General features: G+C 68.5%; 30 protein-coding genes and 1 tRNA gene. 4 read left to right on the forward strand and 27 right to left on the reverse strand.

Features of this window, described 5'->3' with window-relative positions; genetic code table 11:
• The 22 genes from C2L59_RS33835 to C2L59_RS33940 all read right to left on the reverse strand — a co-directional run bounded on the left by C2L59_RS33835 (position 1) and on the right by C2L59_RS33940 (position 17,471).
• On the reverse strand, positions 1–1,218 hold the full coding sequence (locus tag C2L59_RS33835; RefSeq protein WP_146060468.1) for a hypothetical protein: 1,218 nt from the start codon (positions 1,216–1,218) through the stop codon (positions 1–3).
• 197 nt (positions 1,219–1,415) lie between these two features.
• On the reverse strand, positions 1,416–2,279 hold the full coding sequence (locus C2L59_RS33840) for a hypothetical protein (RefSeq protein ID WP_103353603.1): 864 nt from the start codon (positions 2,277–2,279) through the stop codon (positions 1,416–1,418).
• Between the two features lie 23 nt (positions 2,280–2,302).
• The gene (locus C2L59_RS50480; protein ID WP_103353604.1) at positions 2,303–5,911 is read right to left on the reverse strand and encodes a tape measure protein; all 3,609 of its coding nucleotides are present in this window, start codon (positions 5,909–5,911) and stop codon (positions 2,303–2,305) included.
• Between the two features lie 4 nt (positions 5,912–5,915).
• Complete coding sequence (locus C2L59_RS33850; protein ID WP_103353605.1) at positions 5,916–6,239, reverse strand: hypothetical protein; 324 nt, start codon at positions 6,237–6,239, stop codon at positions 5,916–5,918.
• Between the two features lie 116 nt (positions 6,240–6,355).
• Positions 6,356–6,661 (reverse strand): hypothetical protein, encoded by a 306-nt coding sequence (locus C2L59_RS33855; protein ID WP_103353606.1) that lies wholly within the window; start codon positions 6,659–6,661, stop codon positions 6,356–6,358.
• A 29-nt stretch (positions 6,662–6,690) separates the two neighbouring features.
• Positions 6,691–6,921, reverse strand: coding sequence for a hypothetical protein (locus C2L59_RS33860; protein ID WP_146060469.1), 231 nt, complete (start codon positions 6,919–6,921; stop codon positions 6,691–6,693).
• Positions 6,922–7,016: 95 nt separating this feature from the next.
• Positions 7,017–7,697: a hypothetical protein gene (locus C2L59_RS33865; RefSeq protein ID WP_146060470.1), complete on the reverse strand. Its 681-nt coding sequence runs from the start codon at positions 7,695–7,697 to the stop codon at positions 7,017–7,019.
• 33 nt (positions 7,698–7,730) lie between these two features.
• Positions 7,731–8,117: a hypothetical protein gene (locus tag C2L59_RS33870; RefSeq protein ID WP_103353609.1), complete on the reverse strand. Its 387-nt coding sequence runs from the start codon at positions 8,115–8,117 to the stop codon at positions 7,731–7,733.
• Between the two features lie 2 nt (positions 8,118–8,119).
• Positions 8,120–8,437: an HK97 gp10 family phage protein gene (locus C2L59_RS33875; protein ID WP_103353610.1), complete on the reverse strand. Its 318-nt coding sequence runs from the start codon at positions 8,435–8,437 to the stop codon at positions 8,120–8,122.
• A gap of 3 nt (positions 8,438–8,440) precedes the next feature.
• Complete coding sequence (locus C2L59_RS33880; RefSeq protein WP_103353611.1) at positions 8,441–8,758, reverse strand: hypothetical protein; 318 nt, start codon at positions 8,756–8,758, stop codon at positions 8,441–8,443.
• A 3-nt stretch (positions 8,759–8,761) separates the two neighbouring features.
• Positions 8,762–9,316, reverse strand: a complete 555-nt coding sequence (locus C2L59_RS33885) for a hypothetical protein (RefSeq protein WP_103353612.1) — start codon at positions 9,314–9,316, stop codon at positions 8,762–8,764.
• On the reverse strand, positions 9,291–9,635 hold the full coding sequence (locus C2L59_RS33890; RefSeq protein ID WP_103353613.1) for a hypothetical protein: 345 nt from the start codon (positions 9,633–9,635) through the stop codon (positions 9,291–9,293). Before C2L59_RS33890 ends, C2L59_RS33885 begins: the two co-directional genes overlap by 26 nt.
• Before the next feature lie 77 nt (positions 9,636–9,712).
• Positions 9,713–10,963 (reverse strand): phage major capsid protein, encoded by a 1,251-nt coding sequence (locus tag C2L59_RS33895; RefSeq protein ID WP_103353614.1) that lies wholly within the window; start codon positions 10,961–10,963, stop codon positions 9,713–9,715.
• Positions 10,964–10,965: 2 nt separating this feature from the next.
• Positions 10,966–11,823, reverse strand: a complete 858-nt coding sequence (locus C2L59_RS33900) for a hypothetical protein (RefSeq protein WP_103353615.1) — start codon at positions 11,821–11,823, stop codon at positions 10,966–10,968.
• 3 nt (positions 11,824–11,826) lie between these two features.
• The gene (locus tag C2L59_RS33905; protein WP_158263128.1) at positions 11,827–13,833 is read right to left on the reverse strand and encodes a phage portal protein; all 2,007 of its coding nucleotides are present in this window, start codon (positions 13,831–13,833) and stop codon (positions 11,827–11,829) included.
• A gap of 27 nt (positions 13,834–13,860) precedes the next feature.
• Positions 13,861–14,103 (reverse strand): hypothetical protein, encoded by a 243-nt coding sequence (locus tag C2L59_RS33910; protein WP_103353617.1) that lies wholly within the window; start codon positions 14,101–14,103, stop codon positions 13,861–13,863.
• Positions 14,104–15,891: a terminase large subunit gene (locus C2L59_RS33915; protein ID WP_103353618.1), complete on the reverse strand. Its 1,788-nt coding sequence runs from the start codon at positions 15,889–15,891 to the stop codon at positions 14,104–14,106.
• Positions 15,854–16,315 (reverse strand): phage terminase small subunit P27 family, encoded by a 462-nt coding sequence (locus C2L59_RS33920; RefSeq protein ID WP_103353619.1) that lies wholly within the window; start codon positions 16,313–16,315, stop codon positions 15,854–15,856. Before C2L59_RS33920 ends, C2L59_RS33915 begins: the two co-directional genes overlap by 38 nt.
• Positions 16,316–16,628: 313 nt before the next feature.
• Positions 16,629–16,701 (reverse strand) — tRNA-Met (locus tag C2L59_RS33925).
• Between the two features lie 5 nt (positions 16,702–16,706).
• Entirely contained in the window at positions 16,707–16,922 is a 216-nt protein-coding gene (locus C2L59_RS33930) for a hypothetical protein (RefSeq protein ID WP_199199380.1), read from the reverse strand.
• On the reverse strand, positions 16,919–17,161 hold the full coding sequence (locus C2L59_RS33935; RefSeq protein WP_103353620.1) for a hypothetical protein: 243 nt from the start codon (positions 17,159–17,161) through the stop codon (positions 16,919–16,921). The genes C2L59_RS33930 and C2L59_RS33935 overlap by 4 nt, the downstream gene beginning before the upstream one ends.
• A 52-nt stretch (positions 17,162–17,213) precedes the next feature.
• A complete protein-coding gene (locus C2L59_RS33940; protein WP_103353621.1) occupies positions 17,214–17,471 on the reverse strand; it encodes a DUF397 domain-containing protein in 258 nt (85 codons plus the stop codon).
• Positions 17,472–17,883: 412 nt separating this feature from the next.
• On the opposite strand from C2L59_RS33940, the gene C2L59_RS33950 reads away from it, so the two are divergent.
• From C2L59_RS33950 to C2L59_RS33960, 3 genes are read left to right on the forward strand one after another with little or no spacing between them, the layout of a single operon-like run.
• Positions 17,884–18,084: a hypothetical protein gene (locus C2L59_RS33950; RefSeq protein ID WP_103353622.1), complete on the forward strand. Its 201-nt coding sequence runs from the start codon at positions 17,884–17,886 to the stop codon at positions 18,082–18,084.
• 8 nt (positions 18,085–18,092) lie between these two features.
• Complete coding sequence (locus tag C2L59_RS33955) at positions 18,093–18,311, forward strand: hypothetical protein (protein ID WP_146060471.1); 219 nt, start codon at positions 18,093–18,095, stop codon at positions 18,309–18,311.
• Positions 18,308–18,703 carry a hypothetical protein gene (locus C2L59_RS33960; RefSeq protein WP_103353624.1) on the forward strand — a complete coding sequence of 132 codons (396 nt, stop codon included), beginning with the start codon at positions 18,308–18,310 and terminating at the stop codon, positions 18,701–18,703. Before C2L59_RS33955 ends, C2L59_RS33960 begins: the two co-directional genes overlap by 4 nt.
• A gap of 446 nt (positions 18,704–19,149) precedes the next feature.
• Here C2L59_RS33960 and C2L59_RS49940 read toward each other — a convergent pair whose 3' ends face one another.
• From C2L59_RS49940 to C2L59_RS33985, 5 genes are all read right to left on the reverse strand, one after another.
• Entirely contained in the window at positions 19,150–19,278 is a 129-nt protein-coding gene (locus C2L59_RS49940) for a hypothetical protein (RefSeq protein ID WP_255410326.1), read from the reverse strand.
• A complete protein-coding gene (locus C2L59_RS33965) occupies positions 19,275–19,562 on the reverse strand; it encodes a hypothetical protein (protein ID WP_103353625.1) in 288 nt (95 codons plus the stop codon). The genes C2L59_RS49940 and C2L59_RS33965 overlap by 4 nt, the downstream gene beginning before the upstream one ends.
• On the reverse strand, positions 19,559–19,948 hold the full coding sequence (locus C2L59_RS33970; protein WP_103353626.1) for a helix-turn-helix domain-containing protein: 390 nt from the start codon (positions 19,946–19,948) through the stop codon (positions 19,559–19,561). Before C2L59_RS33970 ends, C2L59_RS33965 begins: the two co-directional genes overlap by 4 nt.
• A gap of 511 nt (positions 19,949–20,459) precedes the next feature.
• A complete protein-coding gene (locus C2L59_RS33980) occupies positions 20,460–20,762 on the reverse strand; it encodes a hypothetical protein (RefSeq protein ID WP_103353628.1) in 303 nt (100 codons plus the stop codon).
• Positions 20,759–21,124, reverse strand: a complete 366-nt coding sequence (locus tag C2L59_RS33985) for a hypothetical protein (RefSeq protein WP_146060472.1) — start codon at positions 21,122–21,124, stop codon at positions 20,759–20,761. The genes C2L59_RS33980 and C2L59_RS33985 overlap by 4 nt, the downstream gene beginning before the upstream one ends.
• 644 nt (positions 21,125–21,768) lie before the next feature.
• Between C2L59_RS33985 and C2L59_RS33990 the strand changes: the two genes are divergently transcribed.
• Positions 21,769–22,195, forward strand: a 427-nt coding sequence (locus C2L59_RS33990) for a helix-turn-helix transcriptional regulator (protein ID WP_158263129.1), incomplete at its 3' end; no start/stop codon positions are given.

Here is a 22,195-nt window from a genome sequence, read left to right on the forward strand (position 1 = left end):
TCACGCCGCCATCGTGGCCGGCCCGAGCGGGGCGTCAACGACGGTGAACGGCAGGGTCAGCACGCGGCCGGGGTGCCACTGGGGGCGGCCGGCCGGGTCCTCGCCGACGTCGCCGATCGCGAGCCACAGGCCGTAGCCGAGCCCGAAGTCACCCGGGGCGCGGAAGTAGATCGGTGACCCGTCGGCGAGCGCGGCGAGCAGCGCGTCACGTTCGGCGAACGTGCGCGTGTTGACCGTGAGCGAGCCCGTCGGCGAACCGCGCTGCGCCGAGACGACGACGGGGTATCCGCGCCCGAGTACGGCGAACGCGGCTTGCGTGGCCGGCCGGGTGAGCGTCGGGGCCGTCGCCGGGTCGCAGCAGAGAGGCGCACTCGGGTTCGCCGGGTGCGTGACCCACGTCCGGCCGTTCGAGTCGAGCACGACGGGGGGCGACGTCGCAGAGCCGCCGGTAAAGCTCGGGCTCGTCACCAGGTACGTGACGGGCACGTCCTGCGGTGCCTCGCCGTCCACGATGGTCTGAACGCCGGCAACAACCGACGCCGACAGACCGGGCGTGCCGGTCCAGAGCCCGCCGAGCTGGTCGCCGTCGACGTAGCTCCCGTCCGTCTGCCCCTGCTCGACGGTGACCGCGTCGAGGTCGACGTACCCGCCGGCCGGCATCCCGCCGGCGACCACCTTGACCGTGCCGACGGTCGCGGCGAACGCCGGCGCCTGGACCCGCACCACCTGTCGAGCCCACGTGTTGACCGACGCGTTTACCTGGTCGGCCGTAAGGGTGGCTGTCTGCGTCGTGAGCGCGCCCCCGCCGGCGTCGGTGTACGCAACCGACACCGTCACCGATGCGGCGCGTGCGGACAGCCTGAGCGCCAACCCGAGCGTTGCGAACGTCGACGCCGGCAAGCCGTGCGGGATCGCGACGCCGTCGGCGCCGGCCGCCGCGATCGTGGCGCGCAGCGCCGACGTGCCGGCCGCCGCGCCGGCCGTTTGCGTGAGCGTCGGGTTGCCGTCGCTCGGCACGTAGCCGGCTAGCGACTGCTCGACGCTCGGGTTGGTGGCGTAGTTGCGTCGGGTAGCGCCGGCGGGCAGCGTCGCCGGGTAGGCGCCGCGAACCGGCGTGCGGGTCCCATCCGGGTTGAGCCGGATGACTTCGAGCATCGCGGCATCCGGCCACCAGGTGAGCACGCGCACGACGCCGGCCGACGAGTCCGGAACGACCACGAGCCCCCCGGGCAGTGCTGGCAGCGGAAGCGCCGGGCCGGCCCACCCGCCCATAGCCCAGGGAAAATCGCCGCCCTGCATGGTGACGACGTACCGAGTGGTACCCCCAGGCACCGGCGGGGGTAGCTGAGTGACCGGCGGGGCCGGCACTTCCGCGCTCGCGTACGGAGCGCGTCCCCACGCGTCACGGGCGAGGATCACTTAAGCCCCATGTCTTCGACCCAGAACGCACGCCGGTTCGCCGCGTTCGTGTCACCGGCGGCCCCCGACGCGAGAAAGTTGAGCGTCGTCGACGAGCCACCCGAAGCCGCACTACAGCCGAGCTGGTACGTGCCATCGCTCGGCACGGTGAACGGCATCTCAAGCAAGAGTCCGGGGCTCGTCGTGCTCTGATTGATCACGCCGGCCGTACGAATCACAGCGTCCGCCGTCGACACAGCCGCACCGACGGCCGACAAGTGGATACTCGCAGTACCGTTCGGCGGGTTGACGGTGCCACTCGCGTTCGCATTGAACGTCCAAACCGCCTTATACCAGCGCGAAGCCTTCAACCCGGAGAGCGCGAGCGTCTCCATCAACGTCGTCGCGGCCCCGATCGCGTCGGCCACGTTGCGCTTCGTGATGTTCAGAATTCCCTTGCCCAGCTCCAAAGCCCAGCCACCCGCAGACCATTCGAGCATCTGCTGTGTGTCCTGCTGGAGCACGCGCAACCCGATGTGCGGGTCCGCCGGCAACGCGGCGGAGTTGACGACCGGGAGCACGGCGTCCCGCAGTGTCGGCGCGCACGCCCAAAGCGTCGACGCCGGCCACGCGCGCGCCGCGGTGCCCTCCCGCCCCCGGATGATCGTCAGGGTGGACGAGCCGGCGGCGTGCGCGGTCGCCCAAACGATCTCGAACGCCTTATTCGCGGGGTCCTGGAGCGTAAGCGGGATATAGACCGTCGTCGAGAGGTTCGACGGGAACCCCGCAAAGTCAGTCGACGTCAGAGTTGTATCCGAGATAGCGCCGGCGTTGGTGAGCTGTCCGAACGCGTAGTTCATCGGAACACGGATTTCGTACACGAGCGTTTCCTCCGCTAGGCGGCTTAGATGCGGGTGCGGGTGGCAATCGCGGTGCCGAGCGCGTCATTGGACTGCGCGATTTCGCCGCGGACGACGCCGAGAAACTCGCCGGAGTCGAGCACGAGCACGCCGGAGAATTCGCCGCCGACGGACCCGCTCGCCGCCGCGGTGATCACGTCGAACTGGTCCGCCGTAAACACCGCTTCCGGTCGGCCAGTGCCGTTGTAGACGGTCGAATAGCCCGGGGGCAGCCAGCCGCCCGAGTCGTAGCCCTTCGGCGTCGATCCGACGGCCTGCTGAACGTTGAAAATCGAGCCGTAGCGCGAACGGATGTAATTAATGCCCGCAACGATGTTCGCGACCGGGTTGTAGATATCGTTCGGCAACCGCGGGTCGCGGTACGCGGCGAACGTTCCGGGAATCGTCTGCATAAGGCCCTGCGACGGATGGCCGGCCTGAGCATTGCTGTCCCACAAGTTGATAGCCCGTGGATTACCGCCGGACTCGCGCATAATAAGCGTGTTGAGCGGACCAGCCCAATTCGCCGGGACGCCGGTAAGCGCCATTGCCTGCGCGATCCAGCCGGCAAGGCTCGCGTTTCCGCCACCGCCACCACTCGACGAAAACGGATTGATCCAATCGGTGATCTTGTCCCAAAGCCACGTAACGGACTTGTCGATCAGCGTCGCCGGCATCTTGGCGAGCATCGAAACCCACTGCGATGCGCCGGCCCCGATGTGCGAGCCGATCCAGCCGACGGGGTCAGAGAACATGTCGACGACGTCAGAGCCAATGTCGCCGATGAACCCGAGCAAGTCGGAAACGACGCCCCCGCCGGCGAACCGTGCGATTCCACCGCCGGCGAACCGACCCCCACCGACGACGGTCGCCGGCCGGCCGTTGGACGCCGCCGCGTTCGCCGCGATGATGTTCGCCGGCCCGATCTGGCGGACCAGCTCAGGCACGAGCACGGCCTCACCAGGTGACAGCAGCGAGGGAACGACGTCGCGGCCGGGCGCGAAGCCGTCGAGCACGCCTCCGCCGGCGAATGTGATCAGTCCGGCCGGCGCGAGCTTGCCGAGTCCCAGCAAGTCAGCAACCCAGTTCCAGACTGCCCGGATTCCCTTGTTGTAGACAAAATCGATGATAAAATTGACCGGCTTCGCGGCAATTCCCTTGACCTGGTCCCAGATTTTCGAGATGTGATCAATGGCCCAGTCGAACGCGTTTCCGATCCAGTGGACGGCGTCGGCGCCCTTATCCATGTACGGCTTAATGTGATCGGTGTAGACCGACCGCACTACGTTTCCGACCGCGTCCCAGGCAGTGTGAATCTTGCCGCCGATCCACGAAAAGAAATCGCCGAGCTTGCCGAGCGCCCACTGAATACCGTCGGCGACCTGTCCGAACACCCAGCCGAGACCGTGGAAAAGCGCAACTGCGCCGTCCACGTACGGCTTGATGAAAATGTTGTACAGCGCGGCAACTACAGCACCCATAATCGCAGTCGCGCGCTGAAAAACCGGCCACAGCCAATCGATCACCGCGCCAACTGCGCGAATTCCCAAAACGATCAGGTCAACAATCGGCTTGATCGCAAGATTGTAGAATCCGACGAAAATTGCGGCAATCAAGTCAATGATCGGCTTTACGATCGTATTGTAGAGCCACGTCATGATCGCGGCCCAAACCTTGAACGCGAGCACGATCGGCGTCACGACGACCGTAATGATGATCGCGGCGAGAATGCGCGCCGCAAGCCCAATCGCCGACAGGATCGGCGAGACAATTCCCCAAAGCCACGAAAAGAACGAGCCGACCGCCTTGACCGCGGTGACGATTCCGTCAAACGCCGGCTTGAGAATCGAATTCCAGGTAAACGAGGCGGCCGTCTGGATTGCGGACCAGGCGGTGAGCACGACGTTGCGGAAGCCTTCGAAATGCGTCCACGCGTAGATTACGCCGGCGACCAGCGCGGCGACGAGCGTGATAATCGCACCGATCGGGCTGATTGAGAACGCGAGACTCAAGATGCGCCACGCAACCGTGACGCCGACAATAACCGTTCGCAGCAACGCGACGGCGCGGACGACGGACGTAACGGCGAGTCCGATCGCGAACCATCCGGCGAACGCCGCAGCGATGCCGACGACGATCGGCATGAGGGGGCGTACCCATCCGGACACGGCGACGAGTGCCGGACCGACCACAGTGGACAGGATCGAGCCGGCCAGTCGCAGCGCCGCGAGCAGCGCGCCGCCGACGATCACGACCACGGGCTGTACCGCGGTCCACAGGTTGCGCAGGGCCGGCACGACGGACGTCATGACGAACGAGCCGACGGCCTGGAACACCGGGACGAGCTGAGCGAACACGGGTGCGGCGACGGCGCGCACGCGCTCGAACCACCCGGGCAGGGTGCCGAGCTGCGTCGTGAGCCACGTAAGCGCCGACTTGATCCCGGGCATGGCCGGCGCCATGAGATTTCCCATGGCACGGTTGAAATTGTCGACGAAATTCGACCAGACGCCGGTGATCGTCGTCGCCTGCTGGCTCATCATGCCGGCGAACGCCGTCGTCTCGCCGGCGGCGCCGCTCGTGCCGCGTTCGATGCCCTGGAGCAACTTCGGCACGGCTTCGCTCGACGGGACAAGCCCCTTCGTCACCATGTCCTGCATCGCGCCGGTCGTCACGCCGTACTGATTGGCGAGGATGCGCAGCGCCGGGATTCCGGCTTCGGTGAGCTGTAGGATTTCGTCGCTCTGAACCTTGCCCTTGGCGCTCATTTGGCCGATGGCGGTCGTTACGCGCTCGATGGCCTCTGTGGACCCGCCGAGCCCGGACACGGCGTCACCGATCGCTGTGAGCGTCGGAAGCACGTCCCGAGCCTGGAACCCGAACGCCATAAGCTTTTGCGCGGCACTGGTGACCCCGGGCAAGTCGAAAGGTGTCTGTGCGGCGAACTGCGTGAGCTGAGCCATGAAGTCGCGCGCCTGTGTGGCGCTGTGCAGCATGGTCGTAAACGCCATCGTCGCGGATTCCTGCGACGCGTTGAACTTGATACCCATCGTCACGGCGGCGACGCCGGCCACGGTGAACGCCGAGCCGGCCGACAGGCCGAACGAGCCGAGCGCGTCGCCGGCCGCGCGGACGGGCGCCGTGACGGCCGACTGCACTCGCGAGCCGACGCGCTGTAGGACGGTGTCGGCTTGCTTGCCCATCTTGCCGAACCCGGCGGCCGTCTCGTTCGTGACGTCGACGACGGTCCGAAGCTTGCCGCCGAGCGTGCCGGCGGTGCCGCTGAACGCCGACACGGCCGCTTCCGACGTGGTGAAGCCGTCTCGGACGCGCCCGAGGATCGGCGACACCGCGGCGAGCTTGTCGAGCACGGGCGCGGTTCCCCGCGCGAGCGTCGTCATTGCCGCGGTGCCGCGGTTCGCCGCCGATTCCAGCTCGGCGCCGACGTTGCGTGCGGCCGGCACAAAGGACGCGCTCAGCTCGCCGCCGAGCTGCGCGCCGAGCTGTGTCCCGAGCCCGCCGAGCTGCTCGGTGAGCCCGGCCTTTACCGCGGTGTTGAACCCCTTGAAGCTCGGGAGGACTGAGACGTACGCAGCGCCGGCGGAGTACGCCACGGGGTCACCTCCCTTGGTGGGGCAGCATCATTCGGACGCGGTCGCGGTGCCGCTGTGCGGCGTCGAGCTGGTCGAGTCGCGCAGCCGCGGTGAGCGGCCGGGGCATCGATTGCGGTTTGCTCGTCTTGCCGGTTCGTTGCGCCTCAAGGGAAGCCAGTACGCGCAAGAGAATGTCCGCGACGTCGGTGAGCGCGGCGCGCTCGGGCGTCCACACCTGGCCGGCGACTCTGGGGCGCCGGCTCGGCTTGCCCTTCGCGTGCTCGCGTGCGCGGCGCGCTAGGTCAATGTCTTCCTGTAGCGCCACTTTGTAATGCGCGTGGTCCGGCATCCGTTCGAGGAAGCGCCAGAGTTGCGGCCACGGCCGGCGTGCCCGGAAGTAGTCGAGTAGGTCAACGCCTAGCTCGGCCTGTAGGTCGTACTCGATAGCCTCGCCGTGCTGCTCGATCAGCGCGACGAGGCCAGCGAACCCCCCGGCGGTTCCGCGTTGAGTCCGAAGTGGTCGACCATGTCGGAGACGAGCGACGTGAGTACGCCGGCCGGCGCAACGCTGATCAGGTCGCTCACGCGGGTGTAGTGCTCGCCACAGAGCAGCTTGAGCGTGGCGCGGGAGCTGCGCGATTCCTCAATGCGCAGAACGGTTTCGCCGTCCGGCGCCGGAATGCTGATCGCGTCATCGGCGTTCAGCTCAAGCACAAACGGTTCGGTACGGGCGTCGCTGACGTAGCGATCCCACTTGAAAGACTTCGGCATGGGGGGCTTTCCTCCGTGTAGAGCGGTTGTCACTCGGTGGTCGGGCCGGCGGTTTCGGCCGGCGCCGGCTCGGCGGGCTCGGTCGGTGTGGCCGGCTCGGCGGCGGGCTCGGGATCGGCCGGCGCCTGGTCCGGCTCGTCGCCGGCCGGCTGCTCGTCGTCCGGAAGCACGCTGTATCCGTGTCCGACGACGAGCGTGTTGACTTCGGCGTCGTCGTCGGTGCGGTACAGGTCACCGGCGGGAGACTTGAGCATGGGCATGGCGGGGTGTCCTTTCGGGACGGTGGGAAGTGTTCGGGTGCGGCGCGGCGCCGGCCGGCCCCCCGGGGCAGCTCGACGCCGCGCCGCGGCTTCGGTCACGGCGTAACAGCCGGAAAGCCCATGTCTTCGAGCCGCGAGCGCCAACCGGGACCGCCGAAGAAATGCCGAATGGCGGTCTTCGAGACTTCGTCGTAGTTGGCCGTGAGCGTTACTTCGTACCCGACCGGGTCGTCCCCGTCGGTCCACTTCTGGTCGCCCGTGTCCGTGACGTTGGCCTTCGGGAGCAGCTTCGCGACGTAGATCGCGTCCGCGCCGACGCCGTCCTGAAACAGTCCCAGCACGCGGAAGTAGCGCGTCTGGGGGCGGGCCGGGCTGTCAAAGGTGATCTCACCCGTGGTCGGCGCCGGCACGGTCGTCGACAGGTCGACGCCTTCGTACAGCTCGATCGTCGAGCGCTTCGTTTCCTGCGCCGTGATCTTGAGCCCGTTCGTCTGCTTGGTGATATCGCGCCGGGTCGGCTCGACGGCGCCCCACGACGTCACGTCGGACGTGTCGACGGACCGGGACCAGGTGGCGCCGTCCCCCTTGTCGCACCAGCCGATATCGCCGTAGCCGTCGGGCAGCGGCACGAGCCCGGCGGACGCGCCGGCGGTGAGCGCGGTCGGCAGGCTCGACGCGTACGGCGCGAAGAACACCGATCCCTCAAGCGCCTTGCGAATCAAGTCGTTCTGAAGATTCTTCAGCTCGTCATACGTGGTCGTCGTGGGCGTAGTCACGCGAGCCCTCCAAAATGGACGTTCGGATTTCGGTCAGGTGCTGCGCGGGCGGCGCCACGCGAGCCGGTAATACGCGACGACGCGACGCACGTCGGGCGCGTCGTACGGGATCTGCTGCGCCGGGGTGTCGGTCGTGGCGTTGTCGACGAGCACGCCGCCGACGACCGTCGCTCGGCTCGCGAGGATCGTTTGCCGGCACTGCTCGGCGAGGTCCCACGCTTGCGCGCGGTCGGCGCCGTAGCAGGCGACTTCGATCCGCGGAAAGTCGGTGAGCCGGTCATCGGCCCCGCCGACGCGCTGAATGCGGATCATCGGCGGCGTGAGCGGGAGCGGGGTCGACGTCACGGTGTGCGCGATGGGCGCGAGCATTGTCATGACAACCGTTTCCGCGTCGGGAAACGGTGCGAGCTTGTCGACCACGGTCAGCCGTGCTCGATCACGTCGACGGCGCGCGCGAGCAAGTGCCGGCCGGGGCGCCCGTGCGAGCCGAACTCGACGAACACCGCGTCACCCGAGTTGGCGCGTAGCTGTACCTCGGCGCGGTCGCGCCGCGGACCACCGCGCCCGACGTCGACGACGTCGACGCCGGCCCGGTAAGCGCCCGTGTCGACCGGCGCGGCGCCGCGGACGAACTGAGCGCCGAGTTGAGCTCGCGCCCGCAGCAGTGCGTGTACCTCCGGGCCGTTCGCGAGCTGGTTGATCCCCTCGACGTCCGCGCGGAACTCGATATCAGTCGCCATTGCTCACCCCTTGACCCGTCGTAGGAACGCCTCAACGTGATGCGGCCGGCCGTCGAGCCCGCGCCAGAGCTGGAGATCTCCGTCAAGCTCGTACGTGTCGCCGGCGACTTCGATCCGGTCCGTCGGGCTCGCGTCGAGCAGCGGCGGGCCGTAGAGCGTCCACCGCGTCACCACCTGGTCACCGGTGTCGAGCTGCTCGACGGTGCTGAGCGGCTGGACCACGCACCCGGCGTAGGTGGCGCGGCCCGTCTCGGTGCGGTCGCCGTAGTCGTTGGTTTCGATGTGCACGACGGTGGCCGTGAGCGTGCCGAGCGGGAACACGGGTTACCGCGCTTCCCGCAGTCGGTAGCCGTCGATAACGGCCGTCTCGGTCGTGCTGAGCCCGGTCGCGTCGACGCCGTTCGCGGCGTAGTTCACCTGGACACCGCCCACGCGGTAGCTGGTCACGGGACCCTTGCCGGCGAGCGCGACGCCGCGGGACGCGAGCGAGCACACGACGGCGACGACGTCGGCCGGCGCCTGGTCGTACCCGTGCGTCCCCTGAACGGCCACAGAGCCGAGACCGACCGGCCACGGGTGGCGCGGCCGGACCAGCACGCCCGACGCGCTGAAGGTGATCTCAGACAGGTCTACGGGCGTCCCCCGCACGATGACGGCGACGACTGAACGCAGGTACAGCGTCGGGACCGTGAGCACGGCACCCCCGCGGCTGTCCACCGTCCACGCGGTGACGTCCTCCGTCTTCGTGATGGACCACCCGCAGTAGGACCGGACGACGGCGGTCGCGGCGGCGAGCAGGAACGCGGCTTGCTCAGCGCTCGGCGGCTCGACGCCCAAGTACGCCGTCAGGTCGTCAGGACTTGCGAGGCCCGTCGACACGAGCGCCCTTCGTCTCCGCCGGCGAGTTGGCCGGCGCCGGCTTGCCCGCGCTCGAGTTTTTTTCCGCGGGCTGGACAACCTTCGACTCGGCTTCGCTGAGCCACCCGACGGACGACGTGAACGGCTCGCCGGGCGGTTCCTGCCGGATGGTGACGTCTTCGCTCAGGTGGCTCGCGGTGTGTTCGACGGGCTCGGCGTGAGAGAACTCGACGGCCCCCGTCGACTCGGGCCGGCCGATCGCGGCCGTGGTCTCGACGTCGCCGGCCGGCGTCTCGACGGCGCCCGTCGAGCGCACGCGCTTCGGGGTGTTTCGGGACATGGTGTGTGCCTCTCCGGGGTGGACGCCCCGCCCGCGAGGGATGGGGGGGTGGGGCGGGGCGTCCGGATCGGTTGGGATCAGAGCCCGGCGACGAGCCCGAACGCTCCCGGGCGGTAGACCGCGAGCCCGAGCCGACGCTCAGCGCGAATCGCAGTCTTGTTCCGCTGGAAGTAGTCCGCGTGACTGTTGCTCGCCTCGACGGTGATCCCGCCCTTGGCGAACATCTGCGCGCCCTGCGCGAACGCGCCCACGAGCGCCTTGCCCGACGCGATCGCGGCCGTCTGCACAACCCGCTTGCCCCAAAGGGTTTCGGGCTGAACACCCATGAACGGGCCGTTCGCGTAGTACGCACCCTGCTCGTTCTTGCTCAGAACGATTTCCTGCCACGCGGTCGGGCTGATGACGATCCCGTCCGGCTCCATGAACGCGTTCTGACGAATCGCCGTGATCTGGCGATAGACGGTGTCCATGTTGTTGTCGCCGGCGGCGCTCGGCGCGGTGCCCTTGGTGACGGTCGCCGCGAGACCCGGCCGGTTCAGGAGACCGACCATGTTCGCGCCGGTGCCGTCGCCGCTGAGAAGCTGAGCTTCCGCGGCCTGGCGAACGAAAAGCTGGAGACGAGCGTCCAGGTAGGACCGAATCTGAGTCCAGTCCTCAAGCATCTCGTCAGTGACCGGGAGGAACGTCGCAACCTTGTGCAGCGTCTCGTCAACGGTCGTGAAGCTCAGCGCGGACTCGGGCTTGAGATCACCTTCGGCGACCGCGGCGGCGGCGTTGGTGACCGCTTCCTCAACGAGGTAGCGGATAAGCGGCGACGACGTCGCGCCCTTCGGCAGGAGGTCCTCAAGGAACAGCGGCCGAAAGCGAATGTCCACAATGCCCGGAAGCACGTTGGGCGGGGTGGTCACCAGGTCGTAGCCACCGCCCGGGGTTCCGGCGGTGCCCTCGGTGAGGGTCGTCTTAAGCTCGACGTCACCGGAAGTCCAGCGACCGCCCTTGAGACCCTGCTCAACCAGGTTCTTGTACCCCAACGACTTGACGAACTGTTCGCCGAGCGTGTGATAGCCGCCCCGGTTCTTCTTCTCGTCGTCGCCTTCGCCGCCGGCGTCGTTGTCGCCCTTGCGGCCGGCGGCCTTGAAAATCTCGGACTTGCGACGGTCGACCGCTTCCTTGGAAGCGACTTCGTCCTGTGCGGCCTTGAGATCCGGCTCGAACACGTCGAGCTGCTTGATCTTCTCGGCGTCGCTGAGCTTGGAATCCTCAACGACGACAAGCATCTTCGCCGCAAGCTCGCGCACCTTCTCGCGCGACTCGGCAAGCGTAGGCATGATCAATCCTCCGTAGCGGTGATAGCGGACACTGCCCGGATGCGACGAGCGCGCAACGCAAGCGCGGCACGGTCGGCGGCGGCGTCGTCGGCGGTTTCCTCGGCGGCCTGTTCGGCGGCGGATTCCTCGGCGGACTCACCCGCGGCGGACGATTCGGTGTCGTCCGGGTCAATAAGCCCAAGCTCGGCGAGCGCAGCGCGCACGGGCTCGGGAAGCGTGGTCGGGTCGACGTCGCCCAGTCGCGACGCGACGTCTTCGGACAGGTGGTCAGCGGCCGTCTTGACCAGGCGCACGGCCTTGCCGTCGCCGCAGCTCGCGCCGAGCTTGCCGGCGTGATCGTGAATCGCCTGGATCGTCTCGGCGTCGGCGGCGGAGTTGCGCCGGCCAGCCTTGCCGGCGAGAGCCTTGCTCGACAGGACCAGCGCCGCCGGATTGGCCGGCACCGCGACGAACGCGCCATTGAGCAGCTCGCGCCGAACCTTGGCAGTCCCCTTCGCATCCTTTTCGGACTTGCGCAGAAACGCGACGGACGTCGTCCGAATATGCCGTTCGTTGACGAGTGCGCGTGTGTTCTGGCCCAGCTCGGTCGACGCGTACGTGCCCGAGACCCGCAGGTTGCCGTCATCATCGATGGACGGCCGGCCGGAACCGACGGTGCTCGCGACGCTCATCCCGTGGTCAATGTCGAACGTGATGTGCTCGGGCAGCGGGGTTTCCCACTCGTCCGGTTTGATCGTCTCGCCGTCGCGATCCTTGACCGGCGCGGACAGGATCACGTCGAACGTCCCGTGTGGACTCTCTTCGTCGTCGTCGCCGGGCTCGATCGCGGCGACCGCGTCCTTAAGGATCACGTCGGGCATGGGTCACTCTCCGGTGAACGTGAGGTAGCAGTTGCATCCGGCGCACTCGTCGGCGCCGCCGGCCGGGTCGCCGGGGCCGGTCATTCCGTTGGAGAACCGGGCTCCCATCCGCGCCGTCTCGCCGTCCATCGCTTCGTGAGACACGCGGGGGTGCCGGCCGGCGTGCCACGTTTTCGTGTGGGCGCCGGCCCACGCGGCGGCTTCGTGTTCGGCCATGCCGCCGACGACGGTCACCCGGGTTGCGGCGAGCTGCTCGGCGCGGCCGTCGAGCCCGCCGAAGTAGTCGCGGGCGGCGCCGGCCGGGTCGGACGCATCGGTGAGCGCTCGGGCTAGCTCGCGCTCGGTTACGTCCGTGACGCCGCGGGCGGCTACCTTCGCGCCGGCCGCGATCCACGCGGCGAGCGTGGCCGGGTCGTAGTCGTCGGCGCCGAGCTGCTGCGCGACGGCGGCGCCGAGCATCCGCGCCGTAGCGTCGCCGAGCGTGCCGAACAGGGTTGCCAGCTCGCCGGCCCAGTAGGCGGCGTCCAGGCCGCTCGCGTCCTTCGTGGCTAGAGCGGCCTGTACGGCGGTGCCCTGCCGGCCGAAGTACTCGGAGATGGCGGCGCGGTGTTCGTCCGCGAGCCGGGACCTGAGCGCGTCGCGCTGTCCCTTGACGCGCCCGAGACGGCCGGCCAGCGACCGGAGGTCGTACGCGCGGGTCTGGCCGGCCCCGTCGTCCGCCTGGCCCTCCCCGGCCGGGAGCGCCGGCGGCCGGCGAGTCGGAGCCGGCCGCGGGAGCGCGTTGCCCTGGTCGTCGACGCCGGGCGGCGTCGCGTTCGAGCCGAGCGGCACGAGCGCGGCGTTGCCGAAAAGCTGCGCCGCTTCGGGGCCGGCCGGGTTCAGGTTGAACAACGGCCGGGCTTCGGCCGGCATCATGACGCCCGAGCTGATCAGCTCGCGCACGGCAGTCGAGCGCGTCTCGAAATCGCCGCGCAGCACTTCGTCAAGGTCGAACTTCGCGACCGTCTTCCCGGACCGGTCAAAGTCCGGGACCAGGTGGTGAGCAACGGCCGACTCGAACATGTTGAGCCGGGGCGCCATCGTGTCGCGGTACATGCTGCGCATCTGCTCGGTGACGTTCGAGTACGTCGCCCGGTCGAGAATGTGCACCACGGGCGGCGGAACGTCGTACGCGGCGCACACTTCCTCGCGGTTGAGCTTGCGCGTCTCGACGTACTGCATCTCTTCGGCGGAGAGCTGGAGCACGTGAGGGGTCAACCCCTCTTCGAGAATCGCTGTGCCGCCCATGAGGTCGGCGCCCGTGTGGTTGCTGTCCCATGTGGCCTGTAGCCGGTCCTGCGCCGGCTTCGACAGGGTCGCCGGGTGCGTGAGCGCGATGGACGGTCGCGCCCCGCGCCGCCAGAACGACGCTGTCGCGCGGCGGGCGGCGTCTTCGCTGTAGAGCGTCTCGCGGAGTCCCTCCAAAGTGGAGAGTCCGCGCACGAGCGTGTCCGGGTTGTACGCCGTGAACGGCACCACGTCCGCGGCTGGGATCGGCGGGAGCAGCGACACGTCACGTACGCCGGCGCTGTAGAAGTAGACCAGCTCTCCCAGCTCATCGCGTCGGATGATCACGTTCGCCGGGTGCATCGGCTGTAGTTCGCGCACCCGCCCGCGGTCGTCACGCAGCTTGAGCCAATACGCCTCTCCGTACACGTCGTACGTCGCCGACGTCCACAGCCACAGACGGAACGCGTCGAGCTGGTCGTTGGGACGCGCGAGCAGCGACACGAGCGGATCGTTGTCGGCAAGCTGCTCGGTGCCGGCATCGGTGATCGCGTACGCGCGGTACGGGAGCCGGGCCGTGCCGAACGCGAGCTTCCGCACGAGAACGCCGATCCACAGTTGCCGGCGGTACAGCTCGCCGTACGCCGCGAACTGGTTGAGCAGCGACAGGCCATCCGTCGCGTAGTAGCTCGCGTCCGCGAAGATCGGCGTAACGTCGGCGAGCCCCTGCACACGTGCCGGCACCGGTGATCCGTTCGACAGGAACACGAATCACCCTCCCCGGGTCTCATGTGGACGCTGTAGGTACAGCACGTGCGCGCGCGGGAGGTACACCCAGCCGTCAAGCGGCGTGCGGGTCCCTCGGTCGTTCACCGCGGCGGCGTCGGCGAGCACGATCGTGCGGTCGTCGACGTCGAACAACACGCCTTCGACCGTCTCGCCGTTCGTTGTCGTGACTGCGAACCGGTCGCGCAGCGCGAACCGGAGCAGCCGGTCACGCTCCCTGCGGAACACTTAGCCACCCAAGATCATCAGGTCGTCGTCTTCGTACTTGCTTCGCGCCGGCCCCGTCGACGCCATCGCGCGTGCGAGGGCGTTGATCGCAGCTGCCACGGCGTCGATCTTGTCGCCGGACTTTCCCTTGTCCGGCTTGACATTTCCGGCCGGGTCCATCGCAACCGCGACGTTGTCGACCTGCCAGCGCACCGCGGCGTTGCCGCCGTGGCGGAACACCGGACGTTCTGGCGTGCCCTCAAGTAGCAGCCGCTGTAGTTCCTTTGTGGGCGCGGAAAGCGACGCGTAGCCCTGTCGCATTTGGACCATCGGGGCGCCGTCCGAAACCAGGTCGTTGACCAGCTGCGTAGCGTTCCACGGGTCGTACGCGATTTCCTGAACGTCGTATGCGTCCAGGTCCCGCGCGATCGCGTCGCGCACGTAGCCGTAGTCCGCGACGTTGCCCGGCGTCGCCGTGATCAGCCCCTGCCGGACCCACGCCGACGCGGAACCCGCGGTGCGCTTGTCGAGCTTCGGGATGTTCTCTTCGGGCGTCCACAAGCGCCACACGGCGTCATAGCCGCCGTCGTCGTCCGGGAACAGCCAACACAGCGCGAGCAAGTCGGACGTAGACGCGAGGTCGAGCCCGCCGAACGCGCGCCGGCCGCGGAGCTTGCTCGTGTCCACAAGGGACGCGTTCGCGTCCCAATCGGCCATTTCGTAGTAGCGGGTCTCTTGCTTCGTCCGCCGGCCTAGGTGCAGCCGGAGGAAATTCGCGAGATCGGCCGGCGACGCCTTCGCCTGTAGCGCGGCCTGCGCGAGAGACTCGCGCGTCGGCGACACCCCGAACCCCGGATTCGCCTTGCGCCACGTGCTTTCCGCGAACGGGTCGTCATCCTCATCGCACGCCCACACCACGCCGTACAGACCCGGGTCGGCGAGCGCGCGCCGCGCGACTTGCTCGACGTACTCGCGCCGGCGGGCGTAGATCGTCGTACGCCGGCCGTCGTCCGCCGTCGTGATGATCACCGTCAGCGGCTGCGTCCGCGAGCCTGTACCGGTCTCGACGGCTTCGACCAGCTCGGCCGTCTTGTGTACGTGAAGCTCATCGATGATCGCGCCGTGCACGTTTGCGCCGTGCAAGAGATCGGCCACCTTGGACACGACCGCGAAGTACGAGCCCGACGGCTTGTGCACGATCCGGCTCGCGAGCGTCTTGACGTACGGGCTCAGCGCCGGCGAGCGCTCGGCGATTTGCTTGACCGGGTCGAAACAGTAGCGAGCCTGATCGCGTCCGCTCGCCACGGCGTAGACCTGCGCGCCGGCCTCACGGTCCGCGCACGTGAGGTACGTCGCGATCCCGCCGGCCGTGGTCGTCTTGCCGTTCTTCCGCGGGATATCGACGTACACGCGCCGGATGACGCGTACCCAATCGCCGGCGTCGTTCTGGTGCACCCAACCGAAAACCGGCGCGAGCACGTACGCGACTTGCCACGCGTCCGGCTTGAGCGGGTTGCCCGCCCACTTGCCTTGCGTGTGGCGCAGCCGGCCGAACACCGCGAGCACCCGGTCAACGCGCGCCGGGTCGAACCGGGCGCCGGGCTGCTCGTCGGGCTCGGGCGTCTTGAGCTTCGGCGGACAGTCGGGCCACGGGATCCCGCGCGACGTCAGGTAGTACGCGACTTCGCGGGACAGCAGTAGCCGGCGACGACGCTTGTCGTCCGCGGCGGACAGCTCGACGCCGTCGGCCGGCGCAGCCTGCCGAGCACGGCTAGCCCGTGCCGGCGAACGGGTTTTCTTCCGAGCCATCGGGGCCGGCCCTGTGCTCGATCCGCGTGCGTGCGCTCGGCGTGAGCCCGAACTCTTGCGCGTACCCGCGGACCACCGCGGCGGCGTCGCGCTGAACCTGTAGCGCCGGGTTACGGACCTGTCCGCCGTGCAAGCCGGTCACGAGCACGTCGGACACGGCGAGCAGCTCGGACGCCCGGCGGTGCGTCACCACGGCTTCGCAGTAGCAGACGAGCGCGTCACGGTCCGCGGCGAACGCGATCCCCATCGAATCCAGCTCGCGCACCGTGTAGTCCCACACGTCGCGGACGTCGTCGGCGAGCCCGGCCGGCGCCGCCGGCGGGAGCCCGCGCGGCAACGGCTCGTGCTGGTTGATCCGGTCGGCGCGGGTGCCGTCGAGTAGCTTGAGCGCGGTCGGCTTCGGCGCGCGGCCTGGTCGTGCCACCTGCGCACCTCCCGTGCTGGATCACTCGTTTGGGTAACTCGGTTCGGCCAATTCGTCACGCTGCGCGCGTCACTACGGGGCGCAATGTCCGGCCGTCGGCCCCCGTGATTCCGACCCCCCTAGGGGGTGCTGAGCTGCTGTGCTGTCCAAAGTAGACCGACGGTGAGCAGCACCAGCACGGCGAGCAAGAGCACGAGCACGCGCAGGGTGTTCACGGTTGCTCCGGTCCGTTTGGTGTGTGTGGGCGCACGGCCGGGAGTTGAACCCGGTTGCCGGTGCCGCTCTCGTGCGCCCGTGGGTACCCGCGGCGTCGTGGCGGGGGCCGGACTTGAACCGGCGTCCTCCGGGTTATGAGCCCGGCGCGCTACCGACTGCGCTACCCCGCTCGGGTCTAGAGCACGGCTCGCACGAAACAGTCCTTCGCTTCGAGGAGCTTCCGAAGTCCGGCGCTCAGCTCGGCGCCGTCGTCGAGCTTGCCGATCATGTCGGCGGCGAGGTCGCAGCACGCCTGAGAGACGGTGCGCATGTCCTCGCGCGACAGGTGGTCGGCGTCAAAGAACCGGGCAATGTGGACAGTGCCGGGGTGTCGCCCCGTGGTGTCGATCACCGGTCGACCGTGAGGTTGTTGGGCTGGATAGAGATGCTCACGTTCCGGCTCGTATCGGAGTGGTGCCCGGACGCGTGCACGGTGACGCCGAGCCCGTCACGCTCGGGGAAGTCGGCAAGTTCGGCGCGGATGAACTCGCGGACCCGGTCGGCCTGTGAGGGGTCGCCAGTCACGGTCTGCTGGTCGAGCTGGTCGAGCGCGCCGGCGACGGTGCCGGACGCGTGCATAGAGAAGCTCACGGGGGGCTGTCCTTTCGTGTGCGGTTTGCCCGGCGCACGAAAGGTGGCCGGGTTACTGGGGCGGGTCGAATACGCCGGCGTCGACGCCCTTGACGAACGCGTCCCATTCGGCGGCGGTGTAGACGAGCGGGTTGCCGCGGTCGGCGGCGTCGCGGACGACGGTGTACGTGGTGGTCTGGCCGGCGTCGTCGGCGTGGTCGACGTAGGCAACTTCGACGGTGGCGCCGCTCGGCGCGGTGTAGGTGTGCCATTCGGCGCCGGCTAGGTCGAGCTGGTCGCGGATGGCGGCTTTTTCGTCGTCAGTCGTCACGGCTGGAGCGTATCCGCGCGGCTGCTCGGCGGGACTCGTCGGCCGTCTTGCCGGCGTGGTGCTCGACGCAGAGGCTTTGCAAGTTGGCCGGGTCGTACCGGTCGCCACCCTCTGAGAGCGCCGTGACGTGGTCGACGTGCTCGGCGAGCCGTATGCACCCGTCCGTCTGACAGAGCGGGTGTGCGGCTAGCTGAGCGGCTCGTATGCGGCGCCATCGGCGGGTACTTCCGCCGTCCCACGATGCCGGCCGGTTCGACCAGCTCGGCGAGCAGCTCGGGCACCGCTTGCCGGCGGGTACGACGTTGCCGCATCGGCACGCGCGGGGTGGCCGGCTTGGCACTGGTGTAACGCCCCCTCGGTAATAAACGATATCGTTTATGTAAGACCACCGACTGAGAGGGACACAGGGACCATGAGCCTGTTCAGCTACTACAGCGTTTGGTACACAATCGACGGTGTCGACGAGCTCCACACGGCTCAGTGCTCGACGGTGCTCGACGAGACGACCACGGACGACTTTCCGGCCATGATCGGCGCGCGACTCTGGGGCAGCGCCGAAGACGGCAACACGCGGGTCACGGTGGTTCGGTTCTCGCGTCTGGCGTGGTCATGATGGCCGGCATGTTCGAATTCCTAGGGAACGTGCTCGGTCCCGTCTTCGCCTGGTGGGGCCACCTGGTGTCCGTGGTCACGGGCGGGAGCGTGCTCGTCGGCGTCGCCGAGCTGCTCGGCCTGGTCCTGGTGGTCACGCTGCTCGTCGTCTTCGGTCCGGCGCCGGCGGGGCGGCGCCGGCGGGCCGGCCGCGGATCCAAAATCCTCGAGAACGGGTCTGGCGAGTGACCGGCGACGAGCCTCGCCGCGGACCCGGCCGGCCGTCGATCGGCGGCAAGGCGCACATTGCGTTCGGCGACCGTCTCGCGCTGCTCGACGAGTGGGCAGCGCGGCACGGCGTTGCGAAGCGGGCGGACGCCGCTCGTGAGGCGGTTGACGTGCTGGTTGCGCGTGACCGGCTGCTCGCGGCCTGGTCGGCGGCGGCGGACGGGTTGCCGGCGGACTCGCCGGCGGCGGAAGTGCTCCGCCGGTGCGTCGGCGAGCTGCTCGCCGCGGGCAATCTGCCCGGCCTGGTGACGGCCGGCGAGTACGTCACGGACTTGGCTGCGCCGGCCGCGGATGCGCCGCCGAGCCGCACAGGGATGCGTACCGGACGCGCCCGGCGCTTGAGCGCGGACTAGGTCCGTGGCTGATTGTCCGAACGGCCCCCAACCGCAAGGGTTGGGGGCCGTTCGCGTATCGCCGGGCCGGGACGTGGCCAGCCGGCGAGTCTTCCCCGTTGAACAGCTCGCAGCACCGTTCGGAACGCCTGTGCGGACACTTGACCCACACTGACAACCCCGAGGGTTACACGGGCTGTCCAGGCTGCTCAAGCGCGACGCGTGTCGGGTGCATCGCGCGTGAACGTTTCCGATAGGGCTCAGAAGAGCCCCGGCCGCGGGAACCACTCAAGCCGTCGTTGGTCGCCGCAGTCGTCGCACGTGTCCTTTTCCCAGTGGCCTTGCGTGCGCGTAAGCCACTCGGATGAGACGCGTTCGTGTTTGCAAGTCTTCGGGATGCGCGCGCCGTCGCGCTCGGCGTCCCGCTTGGCTCGCGCCTTCGGTTCTCGTGCCATGCCGGGGCGGGGTCACGACCACCCGGCGTGTTTGCGCCACGCCGCTTCCGCTTCCGGGGTGCCGGGCTCGGCGACGACCACGTCATCGGGCAAGTCCGGGACGACCGGGTCGGCGGGTTTCTCCTGCTCGGCGTCGGTCACTCGTCGTCGTCCTTCCTGTCGGTGTTGCTGCCCGCGCCGGGCGGCGCGGAGTCTGCGGGGGCTGCGCCGGCGCCGAGCTGGTCGCCGACGAGCCCGGCGCCGAACGCGGCGGCGTGGAGCTGCGCGTGGAGCCCGGGGGCGTGCTCGGTAGTGGGGAGCGCGGCGACGCCGACGGCCCACGGTGCGAAGACGCACGGGTGGTTGGCGCTCATGGCGCGGGCGGTCGCCGCGATTACTCGGCGGATGAGTCCGCGGGTGTCGGCGCTGAGCTGGTCGTCGTTCATTCGGTCGGCCTGCTCCGCTTGCTGGTCGGGGGTGCGGACTCGTCGGCCGGCGGCTTGAACGCGGGACCGTGCCGGCGGATCGTGACGTTGGGATCGGCCTGGAGTCGCCGCCGTGCGGCGTCGGGTTTGAGCCCGAATTTCGCGGCGGCGGCTGCGATTGATCCGCCCCGGTTGTACGCCTTACTTAGTGCCGGATCGGGCTTAATGGGCCGGGTCCCGGGCGGTCGCATTTTGGTGCCGGCCTTTTTGAGTAGCCGGTTGGCTTCGGCATAGCTGCGCCCGATTGCGTCTGCTACCCCGCGGATTGAGAGCCCGTCTTTTTCGTACTTTCGTTTACACCACTGAGCTAGTTCGGCTTCGTCGGTCGGCGGTTTGTCGTCTGTCACAGACGTCGGTCCCTTTCGTTCATCATTTGCGCGTGCTTGAGTCGGTCGCCGCCTAGCTCGAACACCCGAGCAGCGTCGTAGCACCATTGGGGGTCGTCGCAGCGGATAAGCAGCGCTTTTCCGTCTTGCGGTCCGATCCGGAACACGATGTAGCCGTCTAGCTCGAAAACCTCTCGGGAGACTCTGTCTCCCTGGTCGACTCTCGTCACCACGCACGCGATTCGCGTATTTTCGGAGTCTTGCATTATTCGGCTCGCGTATCGGTAGGGCCGGCCTCAAGCGCGTTGTTTTGATTTAGCATGGTCTTATTTGCAGCAGCTACAGCGTTGACAAAGTTTAGCCATGACACGGAGTCTCGGAAATCGAGATGCAAAAACGTGCTATTAATTCGGTCCTGGCCGATAATTATCCGCGCCGTACCCTCGGCGGAATCTAATTCGAATTCGACCGGCGTTCCGGCGCCAACGCGTACGTAGCCCTCAATTTGCATGGGCTGTAGTCCTCTCGGGTTTTACAGGGTGCCGCGGTGCGGCGGAAAGTCGTCGGGCGGGCGCCGTTGGTCCGGGACGGCGCCGGCGGGCGGGGGCGGGGCTCGGTGCCGGGGGAACGTGCTCCCGGGCGGCGCCGGCGGGAAGCGGGCGCGCGGGAGCATGGTCGTGGGCTGTTCGTGCGGCTCGACGGGCCGGCGGGGCTCGGCGACCGGCTCGGGGTGCAGCTCGGCGTCACGCCGGCCGTACCGCCACAGGGCGACCGTGCCGGCGACGACGGGAAGCACTTCGATCACGATGAGCGTGAGCAGGCCCGGCGCGGTCACGGGGCGCCGGGCGCGTGCCCGCCGTCGGCCTCTGGGAGAACCACCGCCGGCGCTTTGGGGTCCCCCGGGCGGGCGAGCGTGCGCAGTCGTTCGACGACGTCCCCGAGCGTCCCGGCGGTGCGCCACACGGGATCACCGTCGGCGTTCCTTTGCTCGGCGCGTACGCGCGCGGCGTCCATGATGATGACGACTCGCGTACCGAGGTGCTCGGCGTCGTCGCCGGCGCCGCGCACGTACGCGCCGTTGTAGGTCAGCACGTCGTCAACCAGTTCCGGGCACCAGTGAGCCCCGTCGTCTTCGTTGACCATCCGCGCTAGCTCGCCTAGGGCTCGTTCGTACTCGGCGTAGGACTCTTCGGTCACGGCGTGTTCCTCCCAGTTGTGCGCGAGCTGCTCGGGACTACGCAACGGCGGCCGTCAGTAAGCCGCCGCGGGGTGGTGGGAGTGCGCAGGACCGGCGGGCGGACACACCGCCGGTCCCGCACACGAATGTGGAAGTCCGCCCGCGCTTCGAGGGGGCCGGCGTCGGGGGCGCCGGTCGCGCGGGCGGACATGAGGGTGCGACGTTGGGCGCGCAGGTGCGCCACCATGCGGCGGCGGCGCGCTCGGCAATGCCGGCACCAAAGTCGGTAGTGGTCTCGGTCGTGCCAGCGCCAGAGGGGCAAGGCGATCACCAGCACAAGGGCGAGACCGATGAGACCGGTCACAACCGTCTCAGCACTCTGTGAGACGGTAGCCGCGATCACAGGCCGCGCCCGCGGCGGCGATCGCGGATGCAACTCACCACGAGGTAGAGGCAGAATCCGCCCCCGAGCAGCAGGAGTGCGCCTAGTAGGGGTAATACGGCGGCGTAGTATGCGGGCATAACGGGGGCGTCCTCGCGTCGTCGAACCGTCTCGTTCTGTCTCAATGCTGCGTGACGATCGTGACGGATGCCTGCTCGCGATGCAAGTGCGGGGGTGCGGGTTCAGTCGCGCGGGTGCGTGACGGTGGACTACCGTTCGGCCATGCCCACGTACGACACGCCGGCCGCCGAGACGCTCGGCGACGCGCTCAAACAGGCGCGGATGGACGCTTACGCCCCGCGGACGCATGGCAGCCTCACCGACCTTGCGCGGCGGCTCAACATCTCGCACAACACCCTGTCGCAGTGGGAGAGCAACAAACGCGACCCCGGCCCGGACAACGTGAAAAGGCTTCTCGACGAACTCGGGATCGAGGGTTCGCGATTTGAGATGATTATGGCGATCGCGCGTGCCGTCAAAGAAAAGAACTGGTTGACCGGCGGCGCGACGGGTATCGACGAGAAGCTGACGGGCATCATGCAATTCGAGCGCACGTGTACCGAGCTGGTCGCTTGGTCGCCGCTCAACATGCCGGCACTTCTCCAGACCGGGGAATTCGCGACCGCGGTCGTCCGGGCTAAGGGATGTC

Origin of the sequence: Amycolatopsis sp. CA-128772, assembly GCF_002904295.1 — a bacterium.
GTDB lineage: Bacteria > Actinomycetota > Actinomycetes > Mycobacteriales > Pseudonocardiaceae > Amycolatopsis.

What these genes read in the sequence shown, in the direction of transcription:
- C2L59_RS33900 (WP_103353615.1), bottom strand. Translation starts at nt 11,823, where the DNA reads ATGCCCGACGTGATCCTTAAGGACGCGGTCGCCGCGATCGAGCCCGGC.
- C2L59_RS33855 (WP_103353606.1), bottom strand. Translation starts at nt 6,661, where the DNA reads ATGCCGAAGTCTTTCAAGTGGGATCGCTACGTCAGCGACGCCCGTACC.
- C2L59_RS33875 (WP_103353610.1), bottom strand. Translation starts at nt 8,437, where the DNA reads ATGGCGACTGATATCGAGTTCCGCGCGGACGTCGAGGGGATCAACCAG.
- C2L59_RS33890 (WP_103353613.1), bottom strand. Translation starts at nt 9,635, where the DNA reads ATGTCCCGAAACACCCCGAAGCGCGTGCGCTCGACGGGCGCCGTCGAG.
- C2L59_RS33860 (WP_146060469.1), bottom strand. Translation starts at nt 6,921, where the DNA reads ATGCCCATGCTCAAGTCTCCCGCCGGTGACCTGTACCGCACCGACGAC.
- C2L59_RS33965 (WP_103353625.1), bottom strand. Translation starts at nt 19,562, where the DNA reads ATGAACGACGACCAGCTCAGCGCCGACACCCGCGGACTCATCCGCCGA.
- C2L59_RS33895 (WP_103353614.1), bottom strand. Translation starts at nt 10,963, where the DNA reads ATGCCTACGCTTGCCGAGTCGCGCGAGAAGGTGCGCGAGCTTGCGGCG.
- C2L59_RS33955 (WP_146060471.1), top strand. Translation starts at nt 18,093, where the DNA reads ATGTTCGAATTCCTAGGGAACGTGCTCGGTCCCGTCTTCGCCTGGTGG.
- C2L59_RS33850 (WP_103353605.1), bottom strand. Translation starts at nt 6,239, where the DNA reads ATGCCGGACCACGCGCATTACAAAGTGGCGCTACAGGAAGACATTGAC.
- C2L59_RS33950 (WP_103353622.1), top strand. Translation starts at nt 17,884, where the DNA reads ATGAGCCTGTTCAGCTACTACAGCGTTTGGTACACAATCGACGGTGTC.
- C2L59_RS33915 (WP_103353618.1), bottom strand. Translation starts at nt 15,891, where the DNA reads ATGGCTCGGAAGAAAACCCGTTCGCCGGCACGGGCTAGCCGTGCTCGG.